Annotated in this window: 17 protein-coding genes; 3 read left to right on the plus strand and 14 right to left on the minus strand. The window is 70.8% G+C overall.

The window, feature by feature from the left end; all coding sequences use genetic code 11:
* Positions 1-3: 3 nt before the first annotated feature.
* The 9 genes from ACFVSN_RS20815 to arc form a co-directional block, all read right to left on the minus strand.
* Entirely contained in the window at positions 4-414 is a 411-nt protein-coding gene (locus ACFVSN_RS20815) for an FKBP-type peptidyl-prolyl cis-trans isomerase (protein ID WP_380444392.1), read from the minus strand.
* Between the two features lie 126 nt (positions 415-540).
* Positions 541-1,845 carry an FKBP-type peptidyl-prolyl cis-trans isomerase gene (locus ACFVSN_RS20820; RefSeq protein WP_380444394.1) on the minus strand — a complete coding sequence of 435 codons (1,305 nt, stop codon included), beginning with the start codon at positions 1,843-1,845 and terminating at the stop codon, positions 541-543.
* 203 nt (positions 1,846-2,048) lie between these two features.
* Complete coding sequence (locus ACFVSN_RS20825; RefSeq protein ID WP_380444396.1) at positions 2,049-3,038, minus strand: FKBP-type peptidyl-prolyl cis-trans isomerase; 990 nt, start codon at positions 3,036-3,038, stop codon at positions 2,049-2,051.
* A gap of 138 nt (positions 3,039-3,176) precedes the next feature.
* Positions 3,177-4,538 (minus strand): Pup--protein ligase, encoded by a 1,362-nt coding sequence (pafA, locus tag ACFVSN_RS20830; protein WP_387603344.1) that lies wholly within the window; start codon positions 4,536-4,538, stop codon positions 3,177-3,179.
* 115 nt (positions 4,539-4,653) lie between these two features.
* Positions 4,654-5,412: a proteasome subunit alpha gene (gene prcA / locus ACFVSN_RS20835; protein WP_380448378.1), complete on the minus strand. Its 759-nt coding sequence runs from the start codon at positions 5,410-5,412 to the stop codon at positions 4,654-4,656.
* A gap of 32 nt (positions 5,413-5,444) precedes the next feature.
* Positions 5,445-6,287 (minus strand): proteasome subunit beta, encoded by an 843-nt coding sequence (prcB, locus tag ACFVSN_RS20840; RefSeq protein WP_387956360.1) that lies wholly within the window; start codon positions 6,285-6,287, stop codon positions 5,445-5,447.
* A gap of 162 nt (positions 6,288-6,449) precedes the next feature.
* Complete coding sequence (locus ACFVSN_RS20845; protein WP_031069167.1) at positions 6,450-6,668, minus strand: ubiquitin-like protein Pup; 219 nt, start codon at positions 6,666-6,668, stop codon at positions 6,450-6,452.
* Positions 6,669-6,842: 174 nt separating this feature from the next.
* Positions 6,843-8,354, minus strand: a complete 1,512-nt coding sequence (dop, locus tag ACFVSN_RS20850) for a depupylase/deamidase Dop (RefSeq protein ID WP_380448374.1) — start codon at positions 8,352-8,354, stop codon at positions 6,843-6,845.
* Positions 8,355-8,596: 242 nt separating this feature from the next.
* A complete protein-coding gene (gene arc / locus ACFVSN_RS20855) occupies positions 8,597-10,363 on the minus strand; it encodes a proteasome ATPase (RefSeq protein ID WP_380448373.1) in 1,767 nt (588 codons plus the stop codon).
* Positions 10,364-10,649: 286 nt separating this feature from the next.
* On the opposite strand from arc, the gene ACFVSN_RS20860 reads away from it, so the two are divergent.
* On the plus strand, positions 10,650-10,955 hold the full coding sequence (locus tag ACFVSN_RS20860; RefSeq protein ID WP_380448371.1) for a ferredoxin: 306 nt from the start codon (positions 10,650-10,652) through the stop codon (positions 10,953-10,955).
* Between the two features lie 5 nt (positions 10,956-10,960).
* Here the strand turns inward: ACFVSN_RS20860 and ACFVSN_RS20865 are convergent, their stop codons facing one another.
* The 3 genes from ACFVSN_RS20865 to ACFVSN_RS20875 form a co-directional block, all read right to left on the minus strand.
* Positions 10,961-11,566, minus strand: a complete 606-nt coding sequence (locus ACFVSN_RS20865) for a hypothetical protein (protein WP_380494406.1) — start codon at positions 11,564-11,566, stop codon at positions 10,961-10,963.
* Positions 11,567-11,696: 130 nt separating this feature from the next.
* Entirely contained in the window at positions 11,697-12,656 is a 960-nt protein-coding gene (locus ACFVSN_RS20870) for a tRNA (adenine-N1)-methyltransferase (protein ID WP_380448367.1), read from the minus strand.
* Positions 12,657-12,715: 59 nt separating this feature from the next.
* Positions 12,716-13,942 (minus strand): site-2 protease family protein, encoded by a 1,227-nt coding sequence (locus tag ACFVSN_RS20875; protein ID WP_387956371.1) that lies wholly within the window; start codon positions 13,940-13,942, stop codon positions 12,716-12,718.
* 172 nt (positions 13,943-14,114) lie between these two features.
* Here ACFVSN_RS20875 and ACFVSN_RS20880 point away from each other — a divergent pair, with 172 nt between their 5' ends.
* Positions 14,115-15,023 carry a RecB family exonuclease gene (locus ACFVSN_RS20880; protein ID WP_387956361.1) on the plus strand — a complete coding sequence of 303 codons (909 nt, stop codon included), beginning with the start codon at positions 14,115-14,117 and terminating at the stop codon, positions 15,021-15,023.
* A complete protein-coding gene (locus ACFVSN_RS20885; RefSeq protein ID WP_030299918.1) occupies positions 15,023-15,694 on the plus strand; it encodes a response regulator transcription factor in 672 nt (223 codons plus the stop codon). The genes ACFVSN_RS20880 and ACFVSN_RS20885 overlap by 1 nt, the downstream gene beginning before the upstream one ends.
* Positions 15,695-15,766: 72 nt before the next feature.
* On the opposite strand, the gene ACFVSN_RS20890 is transcribed toward ACFVSN_RS20885, so the two are convergent.
* Both ACFVSN_RS20890 and ACFVSN_RS20895 read right to left on the minus strand, forming a co-directional pair.
* A complete protein-coding gene (locus ACFVSN_RS20890) occupies positions 15,767-17,377 on the minus strand; it encodes an ABC transporter substrate-binding protein (RefSeq protein WP_380445468.1) in 1,611 nt (536 codons plus the stop codon).
* A 289-nt stretch (positions 17,378-17,666) separates the two neighbouring features.
* On the minus strand, positions 17,667-18,371 hold the full coding sequence (locus ACFVSN_RS20895) for an HAD family hydrolase (protein ID WP_387603656.1): 705 nt from the start codon (positions 18,369-18,371) through the stop codon (positions 17,667-17,669).
* Positions 18,372-18,418: the final 47 nt, after the last annotated feature.

Consider the following 18,418-nt stretch of genomic DNA (forward strand, 5'->3'; position numbering starts at 1 on the left):
GGCTCAGACGCCCAGCAGGTCGACCACGAAGATCAGGGTCGAGTGCGCCGGGATGAGCGGCGACGGCGACTGCGCGCCGTAGGCCAGGTGCGACGGGATGACCAGCTCGCGGCGGCCGCCGACCTTCATGCCCTCGACACCCTGGTCCCAGCCCTTGATGACGCGGCCGGCGCCCAGCGGGAAACGGAACTCGTTGGGGCTCCGGTTCCAGCTAGCGTCGAACTCCTCGCCGGTCTCGAAGGTCACGCCGACGTAGCGGACGCTGACGACCTGGCCCTTCTTGGCCTCCGCGCCGTCACCGACGACGATGTCGCGGATCTGCAGCTCGGTCGGAGCGTCGCCGCCGGGGAAATCGATCTCAGGCTTCTCGTTGAGGCTCACAGTCCCTCTTCTCACGGTTTTCTCTGCTTCCATGACCAAGCGGCGGGCGCCCGCACCCGGTCCGTCCGGACCACGGTACGGGCGCCCGCCGCCCGTACGGGACCGGCCACGCGGCCGGTCCCGAAGGTCACACGCACACCATTGTCACCCGAAAGTGGATCAGCCCTGACCCGCGTCCAGGATGTCGACCACGAAGACCAGCGGCGCGTTGGCCGGGATCTCGCCCTGGCCCTTGTCGCCGTAGGCCAGCGCCGCCGGGATCACCAGCTCGACCCGGCTGCCGACGGTCTGGCCCGCCAGGCCCTGGTCCCAGCCCTGGATGACCTGGCCGCCGCCGACGGCGAAGCTGAACGCCTGGCCCTTGCCGAGCGAGGAGTCGAAGACCTTGCCGTCCTTGAACAGCGCGCCGGTGTACTGGACGACGACCTTCTCGCCCTTCTCCACCACCGGGCCGGTGCCCTTGATCAGGACGTGCGTCTTCAGCTCGGTCGGGTCGGCCGCGCCGGCCACCGGGGTGATCTCGGCCGGCTTCTTGCCGTTGTCCTTGACCTGCGGGAAGCCCGCCGGCGGCGGCGTGACCGTGCCGCTGACCGTCGCGTCGGGCGCGGTGCTGTTGCGGATGTCGATCACGAAGATCAGGTTGTCCTTGGCCCCGATCGACATGTCCGGCTTGCCCTGCGCGCCGAAGGCCGCGGCCGGCGGCGCCACCACGAGGACCCGGCTGCCGGCCTTCTTGCCGAGCACCGCCTGGTCCAGCGCCGGGATCAGCGCGTCCGTGCCGGCCTGGAAGATCTGCTGCTTCTGGCCCTGGTCGAAGGAGCTCGGGATGTCCTTGCCGGTGTTCCAGTTCTTCGCCGTGTAGTCGACGGTGGTCCAGGAGTTCTTGTCCACCTTCGCGCCGGTGCCCTCGGACAGCACCTTCACCACGAACGAGCCGTCGGGCTGGTCGGACGGCACCTGGATGTCGGCCTTCTTGCCGAAGTCTCCGGTGATCGTCGGCAGGACCTTGGCGTCGTCCTTGACCGGCGGCACCGGGTCGGCGGTCGGCGTGGCGGGCGCGCTCTTGGCGGCGTCCGGCTTGGCCTCCGACGAGCCGTTGTCCTTGTTGACCATGTAGAGCGTCACGCCGCTGCCGACCAGCAGCACCGCGAGCACCGTGCCCAGGATCACGCCGAGGCGGCCCACCGACGGCGGGTTCTCGTCGTACCCGGCCTCGGAGCTGTCGACCTTGCGCACGTTGGAGGCGAAGATCTGCGGTTCCTCGGTCTTCGTCCCGCCGGCCGGCCGCGGCCGGTCCTCCGGGCTCGCCCAGCCGGCCTGCTGCTTCAGGATCGACGGCGGCACGACGATCGACTCACCGTCGCCCGGCATCGGCCCGCCGGGACGCGACGCCGCCGGGTCACCCGAGGATCCGTCGTTCGCCGCGGTACCCGACCCGCCGGGGTTCGGCGCTTTCTCAGTCATGACTCCCCATCCATCTCGCCACCGGTCATTCGAGCTCTGCCACCGGCACGCTCAGTGCCGGTTTGCCGTCGCACCGTCCGCCCGGGCCCCGGGCGCCGGAGGCGCCTGCCACAGTGCGAGGGCAGTATGACAGTTCAGGATGAGGGCGGGCGCTTCCGTGTGCGAGCGCCCGCCCAAGCGTACGGAATCCTGCGGGAGTCTTCCTAGACCGCTTCCAGAATGTCGATCACGAACACCAGCGTGGAGTTCGCCGGCACCGAACCCTGCGCCTGGTCCTTGTACCCGAGCGCGGGCGGCACCACCAGCAGCACCCGGCTGCCGACGTTCTGGCCCACCAGGCCCTTGTCCCAGCCCTCGATCACGCTCCCGGTGCCGATCTGCACCGCCTGCGCGCCGCCGTGCGTCCAGGACGCGTCGAACTGCTGGCCGTTGCTCCAGAGCACCCCGGTGTACTGCACCACCAGCGTCTGCCCGCTCTTGACCTGCTTGCCCTCACCCTTGACCAGCACCGCCTGCTGGAGGTCGGCGGGCGCGGCCTGCCCGGCCGGGACGGTGATCGTCGCCGCGGCCTTGCCGTTGTCCTTGACCTGCGGCAGGTTCGCCGCCGCCTGGGTCATCGCGCCGGTCAGGGTCGAGTCCTGCGGCAGGCTCTCCATGACGTCGAACACGAACACCACCGTGTCGCCCTTGGCCACGCCCAGCTGGCTGCTGCCCTGGTCGCCGAAGGCCGCCGCCGGCGGGGCCACCACGAGCAGCCGACTGCCGACCTTCTTGCCGATCACGCTCTGGTCGAAGGCCGGCACCAGCTGGCCGCTGCCCGCCTGGTACAGCTGCGGCTTGCCACCCGCGTCGTACGAACTCGGCAGGTCCTTGCCGGTGGTCCAGTCCTTCGCCGTGTAGTTGACCGTGACCCAGTCGCCCTTGTTCACCGCGGGCCGGTCGCCCTCGCTGACGGTGTTCACCACGAACTGGCCGCTGGGCTGCTGCCCCTCGGGCAGGGTGATCGTCGCCTTGCTGCCGAAGCCGCCGCCCGAAAGGGTGGGCATCGGCGAGGCCTCGCCGACCGGAGTGGGCACGGTCGGGGCCGCGCTGGCCGTGGTCGGCGTCGCCGGGCCGGCCGCCTTGGTCGAACTGCTGCAGGCGACCGCCAGCAGCAGCGGAAGGGTGATCAGCAACCCGGCGGTGCGGCGCACGGTGGTCCTAACTGTCGTTCGAAGTCGGCTCTCCGGACTCGACGAACAGCGTATGCCCCGCACGGGTCCGGCCCCGGTAGACACCACCGGGGCCGGCTCCGCGGACTCGATCATGGCGCGTGGGCCACGACCGCTCGGTCACATCCCCGCGATCAGCTTCTCCACCCGCTCGTCCACCGAACGGAACGGGTCCTTGCACAGCACCGTGCGCTGCGCCTGGTCGTTCAGCTTCAGGTGCACCCAGTCCACCGTGAAGTCCCGGCGCTGCTCCTGCGCCCGGCGGATGAAGTCCCCGCGCAGCCGCGCCCGGGTGGTCTGCGGCGGGATGGACTTGGCCTCGAAGGTCTTGAGGTCCGTCGTCACCCGCTTCGCCTGTCCCTTGCCCTGGAGCAGGTAGAACAGGCCCCGGCGGCGGTGGATGTCGTGGTACGCGAGGTCGATCTGCGCCACCCGCGGGTTGGACATGCTCATCTGGTGCTTCTCGCGGTAGCGCTCGATGAGCTTGTACTTCATGATCCAGTCGATCTCGGTGGCCACCCCGTCCAGCCGCTCGGAGCGGACGGCCTCCAGGGTGCGGCCCCACAGGCCGAGGACCTGCGCGATGGTGCCGGTGTTGATGCCCTTGCGGTCGGCGAACTCCAGCGCCTTGGTGTAGTACTCCTCCTGGATGTCCAGCGCGCTGGCCTCCCGCCCGTTGGCGAGCCGCACCTGGTGGGTGCCGGTGAGGTCGTGGCTGACCTCGCGGATCGCCCGGATCGGGTTCTCCAGGGTGAGGTCGCGCATCACCACGCCGGCCTCGATCAGCCGCAGCACCAGGTCGGTGGCGCCGACCTTGAGCAGCGTCGTGGTCTCCGACATGTTGGAGTCGCCGACGATCACGTGCAGCCGGCGGTAGCGCTCGGCGTCCGCGTGCGGTTCGTCGCGGGTGTTGATGATCGGGCGGGAGCGGGTGGTGGCGGAGCTGACGCCCTCCCAGATGTGCTCGGCCCGCTGGCTCACGCAGTACACCGCGCCGCGCGGCGTCTGCAGCACCTTGCCCGCGCCGCAGATCAGTTGGCGGGTGACGAGGAACGGGATGAGCACGTCGGCCAGCCGGGAGAACTCGCCGTGCCGGGCCACCAGGTAGTTCTCGTGGCAGCCGTAGGAGTTGCCGGCCGAGTCGGTGTTGTTCTTGAAGAGGTAGACGTCCCCCGCGATGCCCTCCTCGTGCAGCCGCCGTTCGGCGTCCACCAGGAGCCCTTCGAGGATGCGCTCGCCCGCCTTGTCGTGCGTCACCAGCTCGACCACGTCGTCGCATTCGGGGGTGGCGTACTCGGGGTGGGAGCCGACGTCGAGGTACAGCCGGGCGCCGTTGCGCAGGAACACGTTGCTGCTGCGGCCCCAGGAGACGACGCGGCGGAACAGGTACCGCGCCACCTCGTCCGGCGACAGCCGCCGCTGCCCGCGGAACGTGCAGGTGACCCCGTACTCGTTCTCCAGCCCGAAGATCCGGCGGTCCATGAGCACTCCTTCTTCTTGTCGGAGCTGTCCGAAACCGCCTCCACGACGGGCGAACCGCCGCAGGGGCACCGGAGTCCCGTGCGGCGATCGCTCGCCGCACGGGACTCCGAAGGCACTACTCGTCCGACGGCGGGGTGGCCGCCGGACCGTCCTCGTCGTCCGCCGCGGACTGGTCCCCGTCGAGCAGCCGGCCGAGCTGGCCGCCCAGGATCCGCTTGAACTTCCGCTGCTGGAACCGCTGGCGGTCGAGGACGGCCACCTCCAACTGTTCCGGCGTCAGGCTGCGGGCGCTGCCGCCGTTGGGGTCCCGGGCCAGGGAGTCGACGGCGACCCGCACCGCCTCGCCCAGCGCCATGCCGGCGCGGTGGCGCTGGCCCAGGTAGTTGCCGATGGAGTCGGCGTTGCCGCCGACCACCACGTAGTTCTTCTCGTCGACGATCGAACCGTCCGGGGTGAGGCGGTAGATCTGGTCCTCCTCCGTCGTCCGGCCGACCTCGGCGACGATCAGCTCGACCTCGTACGGCTTCTCGCCGACCGAGGAGAAGATCGTGCCGAGCGTCTGGGCGTAGACGTTGGCGAGACCCCGGGCCGTGACGTCGGCCCGGTCGTAGGAGTAGCCGCGCAGGTCGGCGTAGCGCACGCCGCCGATCCGCAGGTTCTCGAACTCGTTGTAGCGGCCGACCGCCGCGAAGGCGATCTTGTCGTAGATCTCGGAGACCTTGTGCAGCGCCCGCGAGGTGTTCTCCGCGACGAAGACGATGCCGTCGGCGTAGGTGAGCACGACCACGCTGCGACCGCGCGCGATGCCCTTGCGGGCGTACTCCGCGCGGTCCGCCATGGCCTGCTGGGGCGAGACGTAGAACGGTGTCGACACCGGCGGTCGTCCCTTTCCTGTGAGGTGGGCGGCTAGAGCAGCGGGGCCTGCGGGCCGTCGGGGTGGGTGAGGCGCTGGTCGGTGATGGAGACGGCGATCCGCGCGACCTCCGGCTCGGTGAGCCGGTGGAAGCCGTCCGCGGTGATCAGCGAGACGATGGGGTAGATCTTGCGGGCGAGGTCGGGGCCGCCGGTGGCGGAGTCGTCGTCGGCCGCGTCGTAGAGCGCCTGGACGACCAGCGTGGCGGCCTGGTCGGCGGTCAGGCCCTCCCGGTAGAGCTTCTTCATCGAGCCGCGGGCGAACACCGAGCCGGAGCCGGTGGCCGCGAAGCCGCGCTCCTCGGAGCGCCCGCCGGTGACGTCGTAGCCGAAGATCCGGCCGCGTCCGAGGTCGAGGTCGTAGCCGGCGAACATCGGCACCACCGCGAGGCCCTGCATCGCCATGCCGAGGTTGCCGCGGATCATGCTGGTGAGCCGGTTGGCCTTGCCCTCCAGGGAGAGCGTGGCGCCCTCGATCTTCTCGTAGTGCTCCAGCTCCAGCTGGAACAGCCGGACCATCTCGACCGCGAGGCCGGCGGTGCCGGCGATGCCGACCGCGCTGTACTCGTCGGCCGGGAACACCTTCTCGATGTCCCGCTGGGCGATCACGTTGCCCATGGTGGCGCGACGGTCACCGGCGATGATCACACCGCCGTCGAACACCGCGGCCACGATCGTGGTCCCGTGCGGGGCCTCGACCACCGTGCCCTCGGGCAGCCCGCGCCGGCCGGGGATCAACTCCGGCTTGTGCTCGGCGAGGAAGTCGAGGAACGAGGAGGACCCCGGGGTCAGGAAGGCAGCCGGTAGACGCCCGGTGCCACGAATGTTGGCTTCCACACGATTCCTTCCAGGTAGCTTGAAGCGCGCGATCCCCGCACCCTACCCGCCGACGATCAACGTCCACGTGTGGAGGGCCGGAGCCGGGACGGGCGGGCGGCCGTGGCCGCCCGGCCGTCCCCGACGGTCACGACCGTGAATTCCGCAATGCCCCGCGGCGGACTATTGCCCACCCTTTTGGACAAATCCCCGCACGAAATCCTCGGCGTTCGACTCGAGCACTTCGTCGATTTCGTCCAGGACCGCGTCGACGTCGTCGCTGAGCTTTTCCTGGCGCTCCTTGAGGTCGTCGGAATTCTGGGTTTCCGCGGCCTGCTCCTCGACCTCCTCGGAGGAGCGGTTCGCCCGCTGCTGGCCGCCGCCGGTGTCCTTGCTCGCCATTTCCCTCACCCCGCTCGAATCGTCTGGCACGGTTGGGTCGCTGCTTGCTGCACCGACCCTATACACAAGGTGCGACTGCCGCTCCCGGTTTGCCGGTGGCGCTTCCTGTCCAACACCCGCTGCCACCCCGGATGATTCCCATTCGGCGGACGTTCACCCGTGGTGATCGAAAAGTTACCCGCCGGAGAGGACCCGGAGCAGGTCCTCGGCCGTCCGGCAGCGGTCCAGCAGTTCCTTGACGTGGTTGCGGGTGCCGCGCAGGGGCTCCAGGGTGGGCACCCGCTGCAGCGAGTCGCGGCCCGGCAGGTCGAAGATGACCGAATCCCAGGACGCCGCCGCCACGTGCTCCGCGTACTGGTCCAGGCAGCGCCCGCGGAAGTACGCCCTGGTGTCCTCCGGCGGCTTGGAGACGGCCCGCTCGACCTCCTCCTCGGTGACCAGCCGCTCGAACCTGCCACGGGCCACCAGGCGGTTGTAGAGGCCCTTCTCGGGCCGCACGTCGCTGTACTGGAGGTCCACCAGGTGCAGCCGCGGGTTGTCCCACTCCAGGGCGTCGCGGCTGCGGTAGCCCTCCAGGATCTCCCGCTTGGCGATCCAGTCCAGCTGGCGGGAGAGCGACATCGGGTCGCGCTCCAGCCGGCCGAGGACGTCCTCCCAGCGCGCCAGGACGTCCACGGTCTGCTCGTCCGCGTCGGTGCCGAAGCGGTCCTCGACGTACTTGCGCGCGAGCTCGAAGTACTCCAGCTGCAGCTGGACGGCGGTGAGCTTGCGCCCGTTGCGCAGGGTGATCAGGTGCTTGAGCGTGGGGTCGTGGGAGACCCGGTGCAGGGTGCGCACCGGCTGGTCGACGGCGAGGTCGGAGGCGATGAAGGAGTCCTCGATCATCGACAGGACCAGCGCGGTGGTGCCCAGCTTGAGGTAGGTGGAGATCTCGGAGAGGTTGGCGTCCCCGATGATCACGTGCAGCCGGCGGTACTTCTCGGCGTCGGCGTGCGGTTCGTCACGGGTGTTGATGATCGGCCGCTTGAGGGTGGTCTCCAGGCCGACCTCGACCTCGAAGTAGTCGGCCCGCTGGCTGATCTGGAAGCCGTGGGCGGAGCCGTCCTGGCCGATGCCGACCCGGCCGGCGCCGGTGACCACCTGGCGGGAGACGAAGAACGGGGTGAGGTGGCGGACGATGTCGGCGAACGGCGTCGCCCGCTTCATCAGGTAGTTCTCGTGGGTGCCGTAGGAGGCGCCCTTGTTGTCGGTGTTGTTCTTGTACAGGTGGATGGTCTGCCCGTTGGGCAGTTCCAGCGCGCGCTGCGCGGCGGCCGCCATGATCCGTTCGCCGGCCTTGTCCCAGAGCACGGCGTCGCGCGGGTTGGTGACCTCGGGCGAGCTGTACTCGGGGTGCGCGTGGTCCACGTAGAACCGGGCCCCGTTGGTGAGGATGACGTTGGCGAGGCCGATGTCCTCGTCGGTGAGCTGGCTGGCGTCCGCCACCTCGCGCGCGAGGTCGAAGCCCCGGGCGTCGCGCAGCGGGTTCTCCTCCTCGAAGTCCCAGCGGGCCCGCCTGGCCCGGTGCATCGCCGCCGCGTACGCGTTGACGATCTGGGACGAGGTGAGCATGGCGTTGGCGTTGGGGTGGCCGGGCACGGAGATCCCGTACTCGGTCTCGATGCCCATCACGCGCCGTACGGTCATGCGGCCCTCCTTGCCCCGGTGCGCCGCCCCCCTGGGCGGAACACGCTGACGTACCGCTGAACAACACCGGTGCCGGCGGTCTGCCCGCGAACGGTGCGTCGAGCCTAGAACGCGGGGCCGACGGCCGGGCCCCGAGACGCGCCGTCCGGCTGCGGGGCCGCGAGGCGCCACAGCCGGACGGGGTGCGTGCTGTTCCGGGGCCGGGTGCCGGCCTCGTCCTGCGGATCGAAAGAGTGGTGCGGTTACAGGTACTGCCCCGTGTTGGCGACGGTGTCGATGGAGCGGCCGGACTCGGCGCCCTGCTTGCCGGTGACCAGCGTGCGGATGAAGACGATCCGCTCGCCCTTCTTGCCGGAGATGCGGGCCCAGTCGTCCGGGTTGGTGGTGTTGGGCAGGTCCTCGTTCTCCTTGAACTCGTCCACGCAGGCGGCGAGCAGGTGGGAGACGCGCAGTCCGCGCTGACCGTGGTCGAGGAAGTCCTTGATGGCCATCTTCTTCGCGCGGTCGACGATGTTCTGGATCATCGCGCCGGAGTTGAAGTCCTTGAAGTACAGGACCTCCTTGTCCCCGTTGGCGTAGGTGACCTCCAGGAAGCGGTTGTCCTCGGTCTCCGAGTACATCCGCTCCACGACCGACTGGATCATCGCGGCCACGGTGGCCTCGATCGAGCCGTCGTGCTCCTTGAGGTCGTCGGGGTGGAAGGGCAGCGAGCCCTTCAGGTACTTGGAGAAGATGTCCTTCGCGGCCTCGGCGTCCGGGCGCTCGATCTTGATCTTGACGTCCAGGCGGCCGGGCCGCAGGATCGCCGGGTCGATCATGTCCTCGCGGTTGGAGGCGCCGATGACGATGACGTTCTCCAGGCCCTCCACGCCGTCGATCTCGGCCAGCAGCTGCGGGACGATGGTGTTCTCCACGTCCGAGCTGACACCCGAGCCGCGGGTGCGGAACAGCGACTCCATCTCGTCGAAGAAGACGATGACGGGGGTGCCCTCGCCCGCCTTCTCCCGGGCCCGCTGGAAGACCAGGCGGATCTGCCGCTCGGTCTCGCCCACGTACTTGTTGAGCAGCTCGGGGCCCTTGATGTTGAGGAAGTAGCTCTTGCCCTGGGGGCGGCCGGTGACCTCGGCGACCTTCTTGGCCAGCGAGTTGGCGACCGCCTTGGCGATCAGCGTCTTGCCGCAGCCGGGCGGGCCGTAGAGCAGGACGCCCTTGGGCGGGCGCAGCTCGTACTCCTTGAAGAGGTCGGCGTGCAGGTACGGCAGCTCGACCGCGTCGCGGATCAGCTCGATCTGGTTGCTGAGGCCGCCGATCTGGCGGTAGTCGATGTCCGGGACCTCTTCGAGGACGAGCTCCTCGACCTCGGACTTCGGCACGACCTCGTACACGTAGCCGGAGCGGGGCTCCAGCAGCAGGGCGTCCCCCGCCCGGATGGTGACCTCGCGCAGCGGTTCGGCGAGGCGCACCACGCGCTCCTCGTCGGTGTGGCCGATGACCAGGGCGCGCTCGCCGTCCTCGAGGATCTCCTTGAGGGTGACGATCTCGCCGATGCGCTCGAAGGCCATCGCGTCCACGATGTTGAGGGCCTCGTTGAGCATCACCTCCTGGCCGCGCCGCAGCACGTCGAGTTCGACGTTGGGGCTGACGTTGACGCGGAGCTTGCGACCGCCGGTGAAGATGTCGGCGGTGCCGTCCTCGTTCGCCTGCAGGAAGGTGCCGAAGCCGGCGGGCGGCTGGGCCAGCCGGTCCACCTCTTCCTTGAGGGCCACGATCTGGTCGCGGGCCTCGCGCAGCGTGGAGGCGAGTCGTTCGTTCTGGGCGGTCACGCCGGCCAGGTTGGTCTGGAGCTCGACGATCCGCTCTTCGAGGATTCTCGAATTGCGCGGCGAGTCGGCGAGCTTGCGGCGCAGCACGGCGATTTCCTGCTCAAGGTACGAGACCTGAGCGGCCTCGTCGGAACCACGAGCGGGCCTGCCGGTGCTGCGGTTGTAGTCGTCATCGTGGGCTGCCACGGTCCTCACCTCCTCCGGGGAGCTGGACGCTTCCAGACCCTACCTGGGACCAGGGGTCCGTAAACCCCTAGATCAAGAAAGATGGAACGGGCGTGTCCGATCTTCGCCCTGCGTGCTTCCCCTCTGCTAAGGGGATACCCACCGCGCACCGCCCAAAGCGGACCAGATGTATCGTCGAGCGAGTCGATATCCGATCGCGACCGGGAGGCCCGGTCCGATCGTTGTACGAATGGCGGGATTGCCCTCAGACGGGGGCGACCCGGGACAGAAACGGCGGAGAACAACGATGTCGGTGACCGAGCGGACGGCGGCGAACGAGGCCCTGGAGGTGTGGATCGACCAGGACCTGTGCACCGGCGACGGCATCTGCGCGCAGTACGCGCCCGAGGTCTTCGAACTCGACATCGACGGCCTGGCCTACGTGAAGGGGCCGGACGACGAACTGCGTCAGCAGCCCGGGGAGACGGCCCCCGTGCCGCTGACGCTGCTTCAGGACGTGGTGGACTCGGCGAAGGAGTGCCCCGGCGACTGCATCCACGTGCGCCGGGTCGCCGACCGGGTCGAGGTGTACGGGCCGGACGCCGACGAATAGGCGTCTCAGGTCTCGGTGTTCGGGGCGGCGGTCCGGGTGCGCACCCAGCCGCCGCCCTTGTGCGTCCAGGTGAGGTCGAGTGAGACGTCCGGGCTGAAGCGCGGAACGTCGTCGCTCGAATACCCCTGCGCGTGGCCGGTGATGGTGCCGTCCGAGCGCAGGGCGAGCCTGGTGACGGTGAGGTTCTCGCGCTCGGAGACGAGGGTCGCGAGGACGACGGGCCGCTCGGCGGTGCCGCCGAGGAGGTAGACGGCGTCCGGCGGGGTGCCGGTCTCGGCGGCGCAGTGCGCGGCGACGACGGTGCTGGGCCGGCCGTCGCCGAGGTCGGCGGCCAGGCTGACCGTCGGCTTGACCGGGAACGGGCCGCAGTCGAGCGGGAGTTGGGCCTTGGCCGGGTCGGGGGCGAGGGCCGCCGGGGCGGCCTTGGGACCGCTGCCGTGGAGGGGCACCGGCGTGCCGGTGGCGGGCGAGGCCGCGAGGGCGCTCGCCACGACGGCTCCGCAGCCGGCCAGGGCGAGGGCCCAGTGCCACGGGGCGGTTCGAACGTGGCCGGGCCGGGTGCGGCCCGCCGGGGTCTGCTGTCCAGCCGTCGTCCCGACCGCGGTCTCCACCAGGCGTCCCCTCCAGTGGTCTGTGTGAGCTGGCATCGTCCCACATCACGGTGGCACTCCGGTGACCGGGGCGGGAACGCCGGAGGGGTGGCACGGCCCGGCCGTGCCACCCCTCCTCGACGGTCGTGCGTCAGCCGAGGTCGGTGTCCTCGGCCACGGCGGCGCGGGCGGCGGCCCGGGCGGCTGCGCGCTCCTGCAGGGTCGGCTCGGGCGACCCGTTGTCGTAGTCCTCGCCGTACGCGCCCTTGGCCGGGCGGCGGCGGCGCAGCGGCGGCTCGACGCCGTCGGCGAGGCGGCGGGCGGTGAGCAGGAAGCCGGTGTGGCCGATCATCCGGTGGTCCGGGCGGACCGCCAGGCCCTCCAGGTGCCAGGTGCGGACCATGGTCTCCCAGGCCTGCGGCTCGGTGAAGGTGCCGTGGTCGCGCAGCGCCTCGACGGTCTTGGACATCTGCGTGGTGGTGGCCACGTAGCAGCAGATGAGGCCGCCGGGGACGAGCGCCTTGGAGGCGACGTCCAGGCACTCCCAGGGGGCGAGCATGTCGAGGATGATGCGGTCGACGTCGCTCTCGACCAGGTTGTCCTGGAGGTCGCCGACGGTGAGCTTCCACGCCGGGTGGGAGCCGCCGAAGTAGCGCTCGACGTTGCTCTTGGCGATGTCGGCGAAGTCCTGCCGACGCTCGTAGGAGGCCAGCATGCCCTGCTCGCCGACGGCGCGCAGCAGGTAGGTGCTGAGCGCGCCGGACCCCACGCCGGCCTCCACCACGCGGGCGCCCGCGAAGATGTCGGCCATCGCGAGGATCTGGCCCGCGTCCTTGGGGTAGATCACGGCGGCGCCGCGTGGCATGGAGAGGACGTAGTCGGGGAGCAGGGGGCGCAGCGCGAGGTACGGGACGTTCCCCGTGGTGCGCACGACCGTGCCTTCAGGAGCGCCGATCAGCTCGTCGTGCGGGAACGCACCCTTGTGGGTGTGGAACTGGTTCCCGGCCTGGAGCGTGAACGTGTAGTGGCGACCCTTGGGGTCGGTCAGCTGGACCTGGTCCCCGACCTGGAAGGGCCCGCGTCGGCGGGCGGCACCGGTCGGTTCGGACATGCGGCCAATCCTAAGGGAAGCGCGACCTCCCGCCCGCCGCGCCCCCGGCCGGTGCCGTCCTAGTGCCCCGCGACGGCGGCGGTGAGGCGCTGCTCGATGTCGGTGAGCGCGACGACGCCGTACACCCGGCCGTCGGACTCGACCACCAGGTACTCCCCGGCCGGGGTGGCGCGCACGGCGTGCAGGAGGTCCTCGCCGGTGAGGTCGGCGCTGAGCCGCAGGCCGGGTTCGAGGTCGCGGGCGAGCGGTCCGACGGCGACCCACGGGCGGCGGTGCTCGGGCACCGCGCGCACGGCGGACTCGCGGACGATCGCGATCGGCTCGCCCCGGCCGTCCACCACGACCACGGCCCCGGCCTGCGCCTCGCGGGCGCGGCGCAGCGCCTCGCCGAGCGGGGTGTCGGCGGTGACCTCGACGGTGCGGCGGGCGAGGTCGCGCAGCCGCAGGCCGGGCAGGGCCTCCTTGAGCCGGGCGTTGCGCACGCTGGCGCCGGCGCCGTTCCAGATGATCGCGGCCAGGACGGCGGCGATGACGGCGTCGACGAGGGTGTCGGTGCCGGTCCGCCCGACCCCGCGGGAGGCGCTGACCAGCGGCAGCCCGATGAGCACGGCGACGGCCAGCGCCCGCCCGACCCACGCGGCGGCGACGGTGCCGGTCATCGGCCTGCCGGTGACGGCCCAGACGACCGCGCGCAGCATCCGGCCGCCGTCCAGTGGCAGTCCGGGCAGCAGGTTGAAGGCGGCGACGACGAGGTTGGAGACCATCAGGCCGGTGAGCAGCACCCCGGGCACCGAGGAGAGCTCCACGGCCTGCATGGCGAGGTAGAAGACCCCGCCGAGCACGAGCGACAGCAGCGGGCCGACGAAGGCCAGCCAGAACTCCCGCCACGGCGTCTCGGCCTCGTTCTCGATCTCGGAGACGCCGCCGAAGAACTGCAGCTGGATGCGGCGCACGCCGAGGCGGTAGCGCAGCGCGACCAGCGTGTGGGCGAGCTCGTGCACCAGGACGGAGGCGTAGAAGGCGACGGCGAAGGAGAAGGCGACCAGGTAGCGCGAGCCGCCGAGGTCCGGCAGGACGTCGTTCAGCTGGCCCCCGAAGACCCAGGTGATCAGGGCCGCGATGACGAACCAGGAGGGGGTGACGTAGATGGGCACCCCGAACGGGCGGCCCATGAGGATGCCGCCGCCGCGCTCCTTCCGCGGCTCCGGCGGCCGGCCGGGCGGGCGATCACCGCCGTGCGGCGGCTGGTCGGAGGTCTGCTGCCCCCTGCTGTCGCTCACCGTGATCCCTTCGGTCGACTCCCCCGAGTTGCGCCGGTGTGCCCACGCTACGTGATCTCGGCGGCAGGGCGCCGCGCGCCCCTCTGTCTGGCTTCATACCCACTGGCGCGGGCCCTGCCCAGCCGCGTGACAGCACGGTGGCAGCGGTATGGCAGCGCGGGGCAATAGGGTCGTAGCCATGCAGCAGACCGACACCACCAGTGCCGCCGGGGCCCCGGCGCGCCCGGCGGCGCCCCCGACCGGCCTGTCCCCGTCCCGTGCGGGTGACTTCCTCACCTGCCCGCTGCTGTACCGGCTGCGGGTGATCGACCGGCTGCCGGAGCCGCCGAGCGCGGCGGCGACCCGGGGCACCCTGGTGCACGCGGTGCTGGAGCGGCTGTTCGACAGCGCGGCCGTCGAGCGGACGCCGGAGCGGGCGCTCGGCCTGCTGCGCCCGCAGTGGGAGCGGCTGCTGGGCGAGCGGCCGGAGCTCGGCGGGCTGTTCCCGGACGACCCGGACGGCGCGGCGCTCACCCGCTGGCTGGCGGACGCCGAGAAGCTGGTCGGCCAGTGGTTCCGACTGGAGGACCCGACCCGGCTGCACCCGGTGGAGCGGGAGCTGTACGTGGAGACGGCCCTGGAGTCGGGCCTGCTGCTGCGCGGCTACATCGACCGGGTCGACGTCGCCCCGACCGGCGAGGTCCGCCTCGTCGACTATAAGACCGGCCGGGCGCCCTCGCGGGACTTCGAGGGCAAGGCGATGTTCCAGATGAAGTTCTACGCGCTGGTGGTGTGGCGCTGGAAGGGCGTGATCCCCAAGCGGCTCCAGCTGGTGTACCTCGGCGGGGGCGGGGACGTCGTCTCCTACGACCCGGACGAGGCGGACCTGCTCGCCGTGGAGCGCAAGCTGCAGGCGCTCTGGGAGCGGATCACCCACGCGGTGGCCACCGGGGAGTTCCCGGCCACCCGCAACCGGCTCTGCGACTGGTGCGACCACCAGGCCAGCTGCCCGGAGTTCGGCGGGACGCCCCCGCCGTACCCGCTGCCGCTGGCCCGTACGTCTGAAGAGGACGATCCCACGGGGGATCCGAACGGCAAGGAGTCCTAGTGACGATCCGAGTGCTGCTGGTCGACGACCAGCCGCTGCTGCGCACCGGTTTCCGGATGATCCTGGAGGCCGAGTCCGACCTGGTGGTGGTCGGTGAGGCCGGCGACGGTCAGCAGGCGCTGGACCAGGTCCGGGCGCTGCAGCCCGACGTGGTGCTGATGGACATCCGGATGCCCAGGATGGACGGCGTCGAGGCGACCCGCCGGATCGCCGGCCCGGGGCGGGACGGCCCGGCCAAGGTGCTGGTGCTGACCACCTTCGACCTGGACGAGTACGTGGTGGAGGCGCTGCGCGCGGGCGCCAGCGGCTTCCTGCTGAAGGACGTGCCGGCCGAGGAGCTGGTGCAGGCGATCCGGGTGGTCGCGGACGGCGCGGCGATGCTGGCGCCGAGCATCACCCGGCGGCTGCTGGACATGTACGCCACCAAGCTGCCCTCGGGCGAGGAGGCGCCGCCGCAGGCGCTGAACGCGCTCACCGAGCGGGAGCTGGAGGTGCTCAAGCTGGTGGCGCGCGGGCTGTCGAACGCGGAGATCGCGGCCGAACTGTTCGTCAGCGAGACCACGGTGAAGACGCACGTGGGACACGTCCTGACGAAGCTCCAGCTACGGGACCGCGTGCAGGCGGCGGTGTACGCGTACGAGAGCGGTCTGGTGCGTCCGGGCGCGCTGTAGGACGCTGCACAGACGGCGACGGCCCGTCCGCCTCCCGCATTGGGGAAGCGGACGGGCCGTCGCCGTCGGGCGCTACTTGCTGCTGCGGCCGATCTCGCCGAAGCGGAAGACGCCGGTGGTGTCGACGGTGGACTCGACCCCGGTGATGTACGAGCGGGCCGCGTAGAACGCCTTGTCCTGGAACAGCGGGACGAGCGGAGCGTTGTCGGCGACGATCGACTGGATCTGGTTGTAGTTGCCGGCCGCCGCGCCGCGGTCGGTCATCTTGAGGCCGTCCGGCACCAGCTTCTGGCTGATCCGCGGGTCGTCCCAGCCGTCGTGGTAGACGCCGCCGTCGACGACCAGCGGGCTGATGTAGTTGTCGGCGTCCGGGTAGTCGGCGAACCAGCCGAGGATGTAGGCCTGGTACTTGCCGTCGGCGAAACCGGCCTTGTACTTGTCCCAGTCGGCCTCCTGCTGGACCGTCACCTGGAACAGGCCGCCGGTCTCCAGCTGCTTCTTCACCGTGTCGGCCTCGGCCGCGCCGGCCCGCGAGCGGGACCACGTGAGGGTGATCTTGACGGGCAGCTGCACCTTGGCGTCGGTGAGGAACTTCTTGGCCTTGCTGACGTCCTGGTCGCCGTACTTGTCGAAGAAGACGGTGTTGTGGCCGGTGACGCCGGCCGGGACCATCGAGTACAGCGGCTGGACGGTGCGGGCGAAGACGTCGCGGGCGAGCGCCTTGCGGTCGAGCAGCGCGGCGGCGGCCTGGCGGACGGCGACGTTGCCGACGACCGCGTCCTTGGTGTTGAAGACCAGCGAGCGGGTGTTGTTGCTGTCGCCCTCGACGACCTGGAGGTCGCCCTTGCCGCCCTGCTGGTCGGAGCGGATCTGGGCGGCGGTGTTCGGGTCCAGGCTGTCGTCGGTGAGGTCGACGTCGCCCTTGTCGAGCGCGGCCTTCAGGTCGGCGGCCTGGTCGTAGTAGCGGACGGTGAACTTGCTGTTCCGCAGCTTGACGTCGCCGTTGTACTTGTCGTTGGCCGACAGCGCGACCTTGCCGATGCTCTTGCCGCCGCCGCCCAGGGCCTCGACCGAGTCGAGCTTGTACGGGCCGGAGCCGACCAGCTTGTCGTTGGGCAGCAGCGAGTCGGCCGGGTACACCTGGTGGTCGACGATCGCGCCGACCGGGCTGGCGAGCTTGGCCGGGAGGGTCGCGTCGGGCGCGGTGAGCTGGAAGACCACCTCGTTGTCGCCCTTGGCCTCGACGGACTTGATCGAGGAGAGCAGCCCGGACGGGCCGTTCTTGTCGTTGATCTTCTTGGTGCGCTCGATCGAGAACACGACGTCGGCGGCGGTCAGCGGGTGGCCGTTGGAGAACTTGAGGCCGGGGCGCAGCACGCAGTGGTACTGGGTGGAGTCGCCGGTGGTGAACTCGCAGGACTGCGCAGCGTCCGGGGAGGGCGAGCTGGAGGCGGCGGGGAAGACCAGCAGCGACTGGAAGGTGTTGCGCAGGATCAGCCAGGAGCCGGAGTCGTAGGACCCGGCCGGGTCCAGCACGCTGGTGAGCTGGGCGGTGCCCATGGTGACCGAGCTGCTGCCGCCGCCGCCCTTGACCGCGTCGGTGACGGATCCGCAGCCGGCCACCGTCACGGCGACCAGGCCGGCGCAGCCGAGTACTGCCAGGCGTTCAGCGGAAGTCTTCACGGGGCGCGTCCTTCTGGGGTGCGCGTCGTGCGACCGGCGCCGGGACCGGGGGTACCCGTCGGCGGCGGTGGCAGGGCTGCGAGGGCGGGAACGAACTGGAGTAGCGTGCCATATCGAACACGCACGACCGATACCCGCGTGGATGACGTTTGGGACACGGTGATCCGGGGCAGCCCGGCTCCCTCGACGAGTTGTCGGCCAATGCCCGTTTTCTCCCCCGATGACCACCGGATCGGGCCGCCCGGGACCCCTTACCGGTCGGTAGGCCGTCGGGGCAATGAGACCACAATCACACGCGCGAGGCGACCAGCGAGCGCAGCAGTTCGAGGTCGACCTGCTCCAGCGAGGACAGCACCAGCCGCCCGGGGGCCGACTCGATCCGCGCGACCGAGGGCACCGCGATCACCGGGCAGCCGGCCGCCTCGGCCGCCTTCACCCCGGTCGGCGCGTCCTCGACCACCACGCAGCGGGCCGGTTCCGCGCCCAGCCGGCGGGCCGCCTCCAGGTACGGGTCCGGGTGCGGCTTGGTGCGCGGCACCTCGTCCCCGGCGACGGTGAAGGCGAAGTGCTCGGCGCCCAGCGAGCGCAGCACGATGTCGATGATGTGCCGGTGCGAGGCCGACACCAGGGCGGCCGGGATCCCGTGCGCGGCAAGGGTATTGAGGAGCCGCTCGGCGCCCGGCATGAGCGGCACGCCGCCGCCCAGCAGGTCGACGAAGCGCTGGTTGATGAGCACCGTCAGGTCGGCGGGGGAGAGGTCGACGCCGGTCCTGGCGAGCAGGTAGTCGATCACCCGGCTCATCGGGCCGCCCACCACCTGGGCGCGGTCCGCCTCGTCGAGCGCGTAGCCGAGCTCGGCGAACAGCGAGGCCTCGGCCTGCCACCAGAAGTCCTCGGTGTCGACCAGCGTCCCGTCCATGTCCAGCAGCACCGCCTGCAGCCCGCGGTCGTCCCCGTGGTCGAGCGCCGCGACGGCGGTGGAGATGCTGGTCATGGTGATCCTTCCGAGTGCCCCGCAGGTGCTCCGGGGATGGCACGGGC

The organism is Kitasatospora sp. NPDC057904, from assembly GCF_042887925.1.
Taxonomy (GTDB): domain Bacteria; phylum Actinomycetota; class Actinomycetes; order Streptomycetales; family Streptomycetaceae; genus Kitasatospora.

Excerpts from the sequence above, each read along its gene's own strand:
- ACFVSN_RS20815 (WP_380444392.1), bottom strand. The coding sequence starts at position 414 with ATGGAAGCAGAGAAAACCGTGAGAAGAGGGACTGTGAGCCTCAACGAG.
- ACFVSN_RS20820 (WP_380444394.1), bottom strand. The coding sequence starts at position 1,845 with ATGACTGAGAAAGCGCCGAACCCCGGCGGGTCGGGTACCGCGGCGAAC.
- pafA (WP_387603344.1), bottom strand. The coding sequence starts at position 4,538 with ATGGACCGCCGGATCTTCGGGCTGGAGAACGAGTACGGGGTCACCTGC.
- ACFVSN_RS20845 (WP_031069167.1), bottom strand. The coding sequence starts at position 6,668 with ATGGCGAGCAAGGACACCGGCGGCGGCCAGCAGCGGGCGAACCGCTCC.
- dop (WP_380448374.1), bottom strand. The coding sequence starts at position 8,354 with ATGACCGTACGGCGCGTGATGGGCATCGAGACCGAGTACGGGATCTCC.
- ACFVSN_RS20860 (WP_380448371.1), top strand. The coding sequence starts at position 10,650 with ATGTCGGTGACCGAGCGGACGGCGGCGAACGAGGCCCTGGAGGTGTGG.
- ACFVSN_RS20870 (WP_380448367.1), bottom strand. The coding sequence starts at position 12,656 with ATGTCCGAACCGACCGGTGCCGCCCGCCGACGCGGGCCCTTCCAGGTC.
- ACFVSN_RS20880 (WP_387956361.1), top strand. The coding sequence starts at position 14,115 with ATGCAGCAGACCGACACCACCAGTGCCGCCGGGGCCCCGGCGCGCCCG.
- ACFVSN_RS20895 (WP_387603656.1), bottom strand. The coding sequence starts at position 18,371 with ATGACCAGCATCTCCACCGCCGTCGCGGCGCTCGACCACGGGGACGAC.